Source organism: Streptomyces sp. NPDC056373, from assembly GCF_042262425.1.
Taxonomy (GTDB): domain Bacteria; phylum Actinomycetota; class Actinomycetes; order Streptomycetales; family Streptomycetaceae; genus Streptomyces.
Genome location: NZ_JBHJPX010000032.1, coordinates 1 through 11595, shown reverse-complemented (window position 1 = coordinate 11595; position 11595 = coordinate 1). Strand labels below are relative to the sequence as shown.

Genomic DNA, 11595 nt, shown 5'->3' with positions numbered 1-11595 from the left:
GATGACGGCCACATCCCACGAGCAAGTCGTCGACGCGCTGCGGGCGGCGTTGAAGGAGAACGAGCGCCTCAGGGCGGCCGCCCGCGACACCGGGCAGACGTCCGGCCCGATCGCCATCGTCGGCATGGCCTGCCGCTACCCCGGCGGCGTCACCGGCCCCGAGGACCTGTGGCGGCTGGTCGCCGACGAGGTCGACGCCGTCGGGCCCTTCCCCGACGACCGCGGCTGGGACCTGGCCTCCCTCTACGACCCGGACCCCGACGCCCCCGGCACCTCGTACGTGAAGGAGGGAGGATTCCTCGCCGACGCCGCACGGTTCGACGCGGAGTTCTTCGGCATCAGCCCGCGTGAGGCCCACGCCATGGACCCGCAGCACCGGCTGCTGCTGGAGAGCGCCTGGGAGGCCCTGGAGGACGCCGGACTCGACCCGTCGGGACTGCGCGGCAGCCGCACCGGCGTCTTCGTCGGCACCATGTACGGCGACTACGGCTCGCGCCTCGCACCCGCCCCGGCCGAGTACGAGGGCTATCTCGGACTCGGCAGCGCCGGCAGCGTCGCCTCCGGACGCGTCGCCTACACCCTCGGCCTGCGCGGTCCCGCGATGACCGTGGACACCGCCTGCTCCTCCTCTCTGGTGGCCCTGCACCTGGCCAGTGCCGCACTGCGCCGGGGCGAGTGCTCGCTCGCCCTGGCCGGCGGGGCCACCGTCATGTCCACACCCATGCCGTTCGTGGAGTTCAGCCGGCAGCGCGGACTCGCCGCCGACGGCCGCTGCAAGTCGTTCGCCGCGTCCGCCGACGGCACCGGCTGGGCCGAGGGGGCCGGTCTGCTGCTCCTGGAACGGCTCGAGGACGCCCGCCGCCTCGGCCACCGGGTGCTCGCCGTCGTCCGGGGCAGCGCCGTCAACCACAGCGTCGAGAGCAACGGCCTGACCGCCCCCAGCGGGCGGGCCCAGGAACGCGTCATCGCCGACGCCCTGGCCACCTCCGGCGTGCCCGCCGACGAGGTCGACGCCGTCGAGGCCCACGGCACCGGCACCTCCCTCGGCGACCCCGTCGAGGCACAGGCCCTCCAGGCCGTCTACGGCGCCGGCCGCCCCGCCGGCCACCCGCTCCTGCTCGGCTCGCTGAAGTCCAACATCGGCCACACCCAGGCCGCCGCCGGTGTCGGGGGCGTCATCAAGATGGTGCAGGCGATGCGGCACGGCGTACTGCCCCGGACCCTGCACGCCGACGAACCCACGCCGCACGTCGACTGGTCCGACGGGGCGCTGAGACTGCTGACCGAGGCCACCCCGTGGCCGGAACACGACCACCCCCGCCGGGCCGCCGTGTCGTCCTTCGGCATCAGCGGCACCAACGCCCACGTCATCCTGGAACAGGACGCCGAACCGGCCCCGGCCTCCGCCGACGAGGACGGCGCCGCCCCGCTGCCGGTGGTCCCCGTCCCGGTGTCGGCGGCAGGCGAGGCCGCACTGCGCGACCAGGCCGCCCGGCTCCTCGACCGGGTGAGCGGACGACCGGTGCGCCCGGTCGACCTCGGCCACTCACTGGCCACCACGCGGGCCCACCTCGCGCACCGCGCCGTGCTGCTGCCCCGCGACGAGGCGGAGCTGCGCGACACCCTGCGGGCGCTCGCCGACGGCACCGACCACCCGGCCGCCGTACGGGGCACCGCCGCCGACGGCCGCACCGCGTTCCTCTTCGCCGGACAGGGATCCCAACGGACCGGCATGGGACACGAGTTGTACGCGGAGTTCCCCGCCTACGCCGAGGCCTTCGACGCCGCCTGCGCCGAACTGGACGCCAGGCTGGAGCGCCCCCTGCGCGATGTGCTGTTCGGGGCGGAGGGCTCCGCCGAGGCCGCACTGCTGCACCGCACCGAGTACACCCAGCCCGCCCTGTTCGCCTGCGAGGTCGCGCTCTTCCGGCTGTTCGAGTCCTGGGGCGTCCGGCCGGACGCGGTACTCGGGCACTCGGTGGGAGCCCTCGCCGCCGTCCACGCCGCCGGCGTGCTCTCGCTGGCCGACGCCGCCGAACTGGCGGTCGCCCGGGGGCGGGTCATGCAGCGGCTGCCGGCCGGCGGCGCCATGGTCGCGCTGCGGGCGAGCGAGGAAGAGGCGGCCGCGCTCGTCGCCGGCCACACCGAGCGCGTCTCCCTCGCCGCCGTCAACGGCCCGGCCGCCACCGTGCTCTCCGGAGACCGGCACGAACTGGGGCGCATCGTCGAACGGTTCGAGGCCTCCGGCGGCAAGGCCACCTGGCTGCCCGTCAGCCACGCCTTCCACTCGCCCCTGATGGCGCCCGCCCTCGGCGAACTGCAGCGCGTCGTCGAGAGGCTGACCTTCCGCCCGGCGCAACTGACCGTCGTGTCGGACCTGACGGGCGAACCGGTGCCCTCCGGCCACCTGGCCGACCCCGAGTACTGGGTCCGCCACGCCCGCGAGACGGTCCGGTTCCAGGACGGCGTGCGCAGTCTGGGCGACCTGGGCTGCACCCGGTTCCTCGACCTCGGGCCCGCCGGAGACCTCGTCGCGACCGCTTCCGCCTGCCTCGCCGACCCGGCCGCCCACGCCCTGGTCCCGGCCCTGCGCCGGGGGCGGCCCGAACCGGCGGCCGCGCTGGCCGCCTTGGCCCGGCTGCACGCGTGCGGCACCCCCACCGACTGGGCGGCGGTCTTCGCCGACCGCGGCGCCCGTCGCGTCTCCCTGCCGACGTACGCCTTCCAGCGCCGCACCTACTGGATCGAGCGGACGGACACCCCGGGCGACGTGAGCGCGGCCGGGCTCACCCGATTCGACCACCCGATGCTCACCGCCACCGCCGAGCTGCCCCCGCCGGCCGGCACCGTATACACCGGGCGGCTCTCCCTCGCCACCCACCCGTGGCTGGCCGACCACCGGGTCGCCGGACAAGTGCTGCTGCCCGGCACCGCACTGCTCGACCTGGTGGCGAGCGCCGCCCGGGACGCGGACCGCGGACCGGTCGGCGAACTCGTCCTCGAGGCACCCCTGCCCGTGCCCCGCGACGCGGAGATCCAGCTGCGCGTGCTGCTGGCCGCACCCGCCGACGACGGCACGACGGCCGTGGCCGTCCACGCCCGCCGCGCCGACGGGCCCGAACCCGCGGAATGGACCCGCCACGCCCACGGCACGCTCGGCGGACCGGCCCCCAGGTCCGGCGACGACGCTCCCCTCGCCACCTGGCCGCCCGAGAACGCCGAACCCGTCGCGGTGCCGCCCGGCGAGCTGTACGAGGACCTGGCCGCCAGAGGACTGGAGTACGGGCCCGTCTTCCGGGGCGTACGCGCGGTGTGGCGGCGCGGTGAGGAGGTCTTCGCCGAGGTGGCGCCCACCGCCGAGCGGTGGCCGGAGGGCCGGTACGCCCTGCATCCCGCTCTGCTCGACGCCTGCCTGCACCCCCTCGCCGCCGCAGGGCTCGCCGAGGACGGCCGGAGCCTGGTGCCCTACCTCTGGTCCGGTGTGCGCGTCCACCGCGCGGCGACCGGGCCGCTCCGGGTGCGACTGGCACCCGCCGGGGCGGACGCGGTCGCCGTCGAGGTGACCGACGCCGACGGCAGGCCGGTGGCCGCGGTCGACTCGCTGACCCTGCGCCCGGTCCCCTCGGGCCCCGCCGCACCGGCCTCCGGCCTCCTCCTGCCGCGCTGGACCTCCCTGACCGGGCCGCTCCCCGCGGCGGACACCGACCGCTGGACGCGGGTCGGCCCCGGCGCGGCCCTCGCCGACGCGGCCGCCCTCGCCGACGCCCTGGCCGCGGGAGCCCCCGCCCCCGAGGTCGTCCTGCTCGGCTGCGCCGACGCCGACGGCGACCCGGCCGGCGTACGTGACGTCCTGCACGCGGTGGTGGACACCGCCCGGCTCCTGCTCCGCGACGAGCGGCTCGCCGGCACCCGCCTGGTCGTCCGCACCCGCGAGGCGGTCACCGTGTCCGGCACGGGGGCACCCGGCCGGCTCGCCCACCGCGCCGTATGGGGCCTGGTGCGCGCGGCGCAGGCCGAACACCCCGGCCGCTTCGTCCTCGTCGACGAGGACGGCAGCGACGCCTCCCGCGCCGCCCTGCCCGCCGCCGTGGCCACCGGTGAGCCACAACTCGCCCTGCGCGACGGCACCGCCCACCGGCCGCTGCTCTCCGACGCCCCCGAGCGTGGCGGACTGCTCCCCCCGGCGGGAACCCGCACCTGGCGGCTCGACTACGTCGGCAAGAAGTCCTTCGCCGACCTGTCCCTGGAACCCTGGCCGGAGGCGGACCGGCCGCCGGGACCCGGCCAGGTCCGGGTGCGGCTGCGGGCCGCCGGCCTCAACTTCCGGGACGTCCTGCTCTCCCTCGGGGTGATCCCGCCCTCGGTGGATCCCGACGCAGGCGACCGGGGCCAGGGGGGTGAGGGCGCCGGTGTGGTCCTCGACGTGGGCGAGGGAGTCACCGACCTGCGCCCCGGCGACCGGGTCCTCGGTCTCTTCTCCGGCATCGGACCGACCACCGTGACCGACCGGCGGCTGGTGTGCCCCGTCCCGCGGGGATGGACGGACCAGGAGGCCGCGGCCGTCCCGGTGACCTACCTGACCGCCTACTACGGCCTCGTGGACCTGGCCGGGCTGAGCGCGGGGGAGTCGGTTCTGGTGCACGCCGGCGCGGGCGGTGTCGGCACGGCCGCCCTGCAACTCGCCCAGCACCTCGGAGCCGTGGCCTACGCCACCTCCTCGCCCGGCAAGTGGGACGCGTTGCGGGCCGCCGGTCTGCCCGACACCCGGATCGCCTCCTCGCGCAACCTCGACTTCGAGCAGCGTTTCCTCGACGCCACCGGTGGGGCGGGCGTCGACGTCGTCCTCAACTCCCTGGCCGGCCCCTACACCGACGCCTCGCTGCGCCTGCTGCCCCGGGGCGGCCGCTTCCTGGAGATGGGCAAGACCGACCGGCGTGACCCGGCCGAGGTCGCACGGGAGCATCCCGGCGTCCTCTACCGCGCCTACGACGTGCGCGAACCGGGACCCGACCGCATCCAGGAGATGCTCCGCGCGCTGCTCGCCCTCTTCGAGTCCGGCGCGCTCCGGCCGCCGCCGGTGTCCGCCTGGGACCTGCGCGACGCGCCGCAGGCGTTCCGTCACCTGGCCGAAGCCCGGCACGTCGGCAAGGTGGTCCTCGAACTGCCCGGCCCCGTCTGGGACACCGGGCGGGCCGTCCTCGTCACCGGCGGACTCGGCTGGCTCGGCCGGCTGACCGCCCGCCACCTGGTCGTCGAGCACGGCGTACGCCACGTCGTGCTGATGGGACGCGGCGCGCCCGGCGAGGACGCGGCCCGCGACCTGGAGGCACTGCGCGACCTCGGTGCCGAGGTCCGCGTCCTCGCCTGCGACGCCGCGGACCGCGACGCGCTGGCCGCCGCCCTCGACGGCCTCGACGGCGAAGGCGTCCGGATCGGCGGCGTCGTCCACGCCGCCGGCGTCGTCGATGACGCGCTGCTGTCCGCCCTCACCTCCGAACAGCTCGACCGCGCCCTGCGGCCGAAGGTCGACGCGGCGGTCAATCTGCACGAACTGACCGCCGGGCGCGACCTGTCGGCGTTCGTCCTCTACTCCTCGCTTGCCGGCACCCTCGGTTCCGCCGGACAGGCCGCGTACGCCGCCGGCAACGCCTTCCTGGACGGCCTGGCCGAACGCCGCCGGGCGGACGGCCTGCCCGGCGTGTCCCTGGGGTGGGGCCTGTGGGACACGGCCGGCGGTATGGGCGCCGCCCTCACCGGCGCCGACGTCGCCCGCATGGCCCGGCTCGGGGTGCGGCCGCTGGCGGCTGCCCGCGGCCTGGGCCTGCTGGACGCCGCGCTGGAGCGGCGTACGCCCGTCGCCGTGGCCGCCCGGTGGGACCGGGAGCGGCTCGCCGAGCATCGCCGCGACGGCACCCTGCCGGCCCTGCTCGACGACATGGCGCCCCCCGAGGCGCCTCCCGCGGCGTCCCCGGCCGTCGGCGCCCGGCCGGACGCAGCGGTCCCCGCGGCCCACGCCGCGCCGGATTCCGGTACGGCGGGCGGCACGGCGGGCGGCGACCTCATGGGCATGGTCCTGCGCGAGGTCGCGACCGTGCTCGGCCACGCCTCGGAGGCGGAGATCGGCCCGGACAGCGTTTTCGACCAGATCGGTTTCGACTCGCTGACCGCCGTCGAACTGCGCAACCGCCTCGCGGCCGCCACCGGAGTGCGCCTGCCGGCCACGTTCACCTTCGACTGGCCCACACCTCGCGAGCTGGTCGGCCACCTGCGCACCGAACTGCCCGGGGACACGGCCGACGACCCCCTGTCCGACGCGCTCGCCGGCGTCGAGGCGCTGGTCGCCGACCACGCCCTCGCGGATGCCGACCGCGCCCGGCTGGGAGAGCGCCTGCGCCACCTGCTGGACCAGCTGCCCACCACCATTGAGGACGGGACACCGAGGACATGACCGAACGCACCACCGCGACCCTGGGCCCCGCGCGCACCGACACCCCCGCCGTCCCGCCCGTCCGCCGCGGGCCCGTCACCGGGTCCTCCCGGTGGCTGCGGGCCTTCCCCGCCGACGAGGACCCGGTCGCCCGCCTGGTGTGCTTCCCGCACGCGGGCGGCACCGCCACCGCCTTCGCCGACCTCGCCGCGGCGCTGCCCGACGACATCGCCCTGCTCGCGGTGCAGTACCCGGGCCGCCAGGACCGCCGCGTCGAGGACTGCGCCGCCGACGTCACCGAGGTCGCCGAGGCCACGGCCGCCGCGCTCGCCCCGTACACCGGCCGCCCGCTGTGCCTCCTCGGCCACAGCATGGGGGCCCTGGCCGCCTTCGAGACGGCTCGGCTGCTGGCCCGGCAGGGCACTGTGGCCCGCATCTTCGTCTCCGCCGCCCGGCCGCCCGCCGACGACTGGCAGGAGCCGGACCTCGACACCCTCGACGACGAGGCGGTCGTCGCGGGGCTGCGGCGACTGGGCGGCGTGCCCGACGCCCTGCTCGCCGAACCCGACCTCCGCGCCGAGGTGCTGCGCCTGCTGCGCGCCGACCACCGCATGCTGCGCCGCTACCGGTGCGAGCCGGACACCGCGCTCACCGTCCCCCTCACCGTCCTGGTCGCCGAGGACGATCCCAAGAACACCGCCGACCAGATGCGCGGCTGGGCCCGGCACACCACCGCCGCACACGCCCTCGCCGTACATCCCGGCGACCACTTCGCGCTGACCGAACGGGCGGGGCAGAGCGCACGGCTGCTCGCCGGCCGGATCCGCGAGGACCTTGCCGTCCGCACCGCCGGCCCGCCGGCCGACCTGGTGCGGGAGATCTACCTCGCCGGACCGGACGGCCGGTCGTCCCGCCTCTCCACCGACCTCACCACCCTCCAGGAGTCGGCGCGCCAGGTGCTGCAGCCGTCCGCGTACGGCTACGTCGTGGGCGACGCCGGGAGCGGCGCGACCGGACGCGGCAACCGTGAGGCGTTCGACCGGTGGCGGATCGTGCCCCGGATGCTGCGCGGCATCACCCGGCGCGACCTGGGGGTGCGGCTGTTCGGACAGGACCTGGCCGCACCGGTGCTGCTGGCGCCCGTCGCCGCCCAGACCGTCGTCCACCCCGGCGGTGAACTCGCCTCCGTCGGCGGCGCCACCGACGTGGGCCTGCCCTTCGTCCTGTCGTGCTTCTCCTCCCACTCCATGGAGGAGGCCGCCGCGGCGGCCGGCTCACAACCGCGCTGGTTCCAGCTGTACTGGCCCTCGGACCGGGCGCTCGCCGAGTCCTTGGTGCGGCGCGCCGAGGCCGCCGGCTACGGCGCCCTGGTCCTCACCGTCGACAACCCCGCCTTCGGCTACCGCCCCACCGACCTCGACCACGGCTACCTGCCCTTCCTGCACGGTGCCGGACTGGCCAACTTCACCTCCGATCCGATCTTCAACGCGGCACTGCCCCCGGAGGCCGGACCGCGCGAGGCCGTGGCCCACTGGGCGGCCGTCTCCGCCAACCCCGCGCTCACCTGGGACCGTCTGCCGTGGCTGCGGCGACTGACCGACCTGCCCCTCCTGGTCAAGGGCGTCCTGCACCCCGAGGACGCCCGTGCGGCCCTCGGGCACGGTGCCGACGGCGTGATCGTCTCCAACCACGGCGGCCGCCAGCTCGACGGCACGGTCGCCGCCCTGGACTGCCTGCCCGCCGTACGCGCGGCCGTGGGGGACGGCGTGCCGGTGCTCATGGACTCCGGTGTGCGCACCGGCGCCGACGTGGTCAAGGCCCTGGCGCTCGGCGCGGACGCCGTGCTCCTCGGCCGGCCCTACCTGTACGGCTTGGCCCTGGACGGCCGCGACGGTGTGCGGCACGTGCTGCGCTGCCTGCTCGCCGAACTCGATCTCGCGCTGACGCTCGGCGGCTGCGGCAGCGTCCGCGACCTCACGCCCGAACTGCTCGCCCCGGCGGGCCCCCTGGCCGCGCCCCGGCAGGCGGCCGTGGCCCGACAGGACTGACCGGTCCGCCGGAAGCGGCGGGCGGTGGGCCGCGGCCGGACGACGACACCAGCAGGACGCCGAAGGAGAAGGTACGCATGATCCCGTTGTCGTTCGCGCAGCAGTGCCTGCGGTTCGTCCGCCGCCCGCAGGGTGCGGAGGGCGCCCGGCACACCACCCTCGTGTGGCGCCTCAGCGGGCCCCTCGACGGTGCCGTCCTGGCTGCGGCGGTCGCCGACGCGGCGGCCGGCGACGACATCCTGCGCTCACTGCTGTGCGAGGACGCCTCCGGGACTCCCGCCCGGCGTGTCCCGCCCTCGGCGGACGCCGGTCCGCGCCCGCGGGTTCAGGCCGTCGCGCCGCACGCACTGACCGACGCGGTGCGGGAGTTGCGTGAGCGCCCGTTCGACCTGTCGGCCGAGCCGCCGCTGCGCTCCCGCATCCTGCGCACGGCCGCCGACGAGCACGTCCTCATCCTGGTCCTGCACCCCCTCGCCGTACAGGACCGGCCCGCCGCGGCGTTGGTGCGCGATCTGGCGGACGCCCTCGCCGCCCGGTACGCGGGCGAGGAGCCGCCCGCCGTCCGCCAGGGCCGCGCCGCAGCGGGGCGGCCCGATGGCGCCGCCACCGGCCCGGCCCCGGCCGGGACGGATGCCGTCGTCGCGGCCGAGACCGCCCACTGGCGTGCGGCGCTCGCCCAGGCACCGGACACGCTGCCGCTGCCGTACGACCACCCGCGCCCTCCGGTGGCGAGCGGCCGCACCGGCAGCGTGCCGCTGGTCCTGGACCACGGCGTCGCGGACGCCGTGCACAAGCTCGCCGCGGACCGCGGCGCGAGCCCCGCCATGGTGATCCAAGCGGCCCTGTGCGCCCTGCTGCACCAGCTCGGCGCCGGCACCGACCTGCCCGTCGGGGTCCACGTCGCCCGGGGCGTGGCACCCGATCTGCCCGGCACCACATGGGTGCTGCGCGCCGACGTGTCCGGCCACCCCTCCTTCGCCGACCTGGTCGACCGGGTGCGGGAACGGACGAAAGCCGCACGGGAGCGCACCCGGGTGCCGTTCGCCCGGCTGGTCGCCGAGCTGGCCCCGGAGGCCCCCGCGGACCGGCACCCGCTCTTCCTGGTGATGGTGACGACCGGCGAGGCCGTCACCTGGCCGTCCGGGACAGTGCCGGCCGGCCTGTCGATCACCGAGGACCGCGGCCTCGCCGGCGACTCCGTGCCCGATCTGGTGCTCCGCTTCCCGCACGGCTTCGGGGCCGGTGACGGGGCGCCGGCGGGCCGGCTCGAGTATGCCGCCGACCTCTTCGACCCCGCTGGCGCCGAGGCGCTGGCGGACCGCTTCACCCGGGTGCTCGGGCAGCTCGCGGACCGCCCCGGGAACGCGGCGAGCGCAGCCGCGGTCCTCGACCCGGCCGAACACCGGCTGCTGCTGGAGGACCTGGTGGGCCGCCGGGCACCCACCCCCAACGCCTCGCTGCCCGACCTGGTGGCCCGGCAGGCCGCGGCCACCCCGGACGCGGTCGCCGTCGTGTGCGGCGAGCAGTCACTGACGTACCGTCGGCTCGACGAGCGTGCCGACTGGCTGGCGGCACGGCTGCTCCGGGCCGGCGCCGGCCCGGAGTCCCTCGTCGCCCTCGCCCTGCCTCGCTCCGCGGACCTGGTCGTGGCCCTGCTCGGCACCCTGAGGTCCGGCGCCGCGTATCTGCCGGTCGACCCCCGGTACCCGGCCGAGCGGCTGTCCTTCCTGCTCCGCGACGCCGCACCGGACCTCGTGCTGACCGACAAGGAGACCGCCGGGGACCTCCCGGACCCCGCTGCCCCGGTGTGTCTCATGGAAGACCTCGTCCTCCGGGATCCCGGGGAGACGGGCCGCCGGGTCCCCGTGGGGCCCGGACACCTGGCGTACGTGATGTACACCTCGGGTTCGACGGGGGTTCCCAAGGGCGTGGCCGTCACACACGCCAACATCGTCAACGGCGTCACCCGCCTGGCGGCCGTGGCAGGTATCCGGCCCGGCACCCGTGTGCTGGCGGGAACCTCGATCAACTTCGACGTCTCCGTGTTCGAGGTGTTCACCGCGCTCACCACCGGGGCCACCGTGGAGGTCGTGCGCGACGTCCTGGTGCTCGCCGAGCGGAGCGGCTGGCGGGGCGGTGTGCTGCACACCGTGCCGTCGGTGTTCGCCGAACTCACCGACCGCATCGCGGGGCGAGTGCGCGCCGACGTCCTGATGTTCGCCGGCGAGCGGCTGCCCGCGGACCTGGTGGAGCGGCTGCGCACCGCCGTCCCCGGAGCGCGCGTGGTCAACGCCTACGGCCAGACCGAGAGTTTCTACGCCACCGCGTTCACCGTCCCGGACGACTGGCGGGGCGGCAGCGTGCCCATCGGCCGGCCGCTGGACAACATGCGGACCTACGTCCTCGGCCCCGGGCTGGTTCCCGTACCGCCCGGCGTGACCGGCGAGTTGTACGTCGCCGGGTCGGTCGCCCGCGGTTATCACGGCAGGCCCGGGGCGACGGCCGAGCGCTTCGTGGCGGACCCGTTCGGACCGCCCGGTTCGCGGATGTACCGCACCGGTGACCTGGCCCGCTGGAACGCGGACGGCTTCCTCGAGCACGTCGGGCGCGGCGACGGCCAGATGAAGGTGCGCGGCTTCCGGATCGAACCCGCCGAGATCGAGGCCGCTCTCGCACGGCACCCCGGCGTCGCCCAGGCCGCGGTGGCGCTGCGCCCGGATCCGGGCTCCGGCGGCAACCGGCTGGTGGCCTACCTGGTCCTCGCCGGCCCGGACGGCTCCCCCGGGGCACCGTCCGCGCGCACGCTGCGCCGGCACGTCGCCGAACGGCTGCCCGCCTACATGATCCCGGCGGCGTTCGTCACCCTGCCCCGCCTCCCTCTCGCCCCCAACGGCAAACTCGACCGGTCGGCGCTCCCGGACCCGGCCGCGCACTGACCTTCCGCCCGGGCGGCCCGCACCTCGGGGTGCGGGCCGCCGGGTCGTCCGGTGCGGAGCCCGGGCGGGTGCCCGTCGCACCGGAGACACCGCGGCGGGGGGGGGGGGGGCCCCCCCCCCCCCCCCCGGCGGGGTTAGACCAGGGGGCCGGGCAGACCGAGGGGGTGTGAGAAAATGGCGCGGG

Annotated in this window: 3 protein-coding genes and 1 pseudogene; all 4 read left to right on the top strand. The window is 76.6% G+C overall.

Annotation, left to right across the window (positions count from 1 at the left end):
• Position 1 precedes the first annotated feature (1 nt).
• Complete coding sequence (locus ACFCXS_RS38550; RefSeq protein ID WP_376648001.1) at positions 2 to 6448, top strand: SDR family NAD(P)-dependent oxidoreductase; 6447 nt, start codon at positions 2 to 4, stop codon at positions 6446 to 6448.
• Positions 6445 to 7209 (top strand): annotated as a pseudogene (locus ACFCXS_RS38545) (thioesterase II family protein); the annotation flags it as partial. The gene ACFCXS_RS38550 and the pseudogene ACFCXS_RS38545, both read left to right, overlap by 4 nt.
• Positions 7210 to 7248: 39 nt before the next feature.
• Positions 7249 to 8475, top strand: coding sequence for an alpha-hydroxy-acid oxidizing protein (locus tag ACFCXS_RS38540; RefSeq protein ID WP_376648009.1), 1227 nt, complete (start codon positions 7249 to 7251; stop codon positions 8473 to 8475).
• Positions 8476 to 8552: 77 nt separating this feature from the next.
• A complete protein-coding gene (locus ACFCXS_RS38535) occupies positions 8553 to 11411 on the top strand; it encodes an amino acid adenylation domain-containing protein (RefSeq protein ID WP_376648000.1) in 2859 nt (952 codons plus the stop codon).
• The last annotated feature ends 184 nt before the right edge of the window (positions 11412 to 11595 follow it).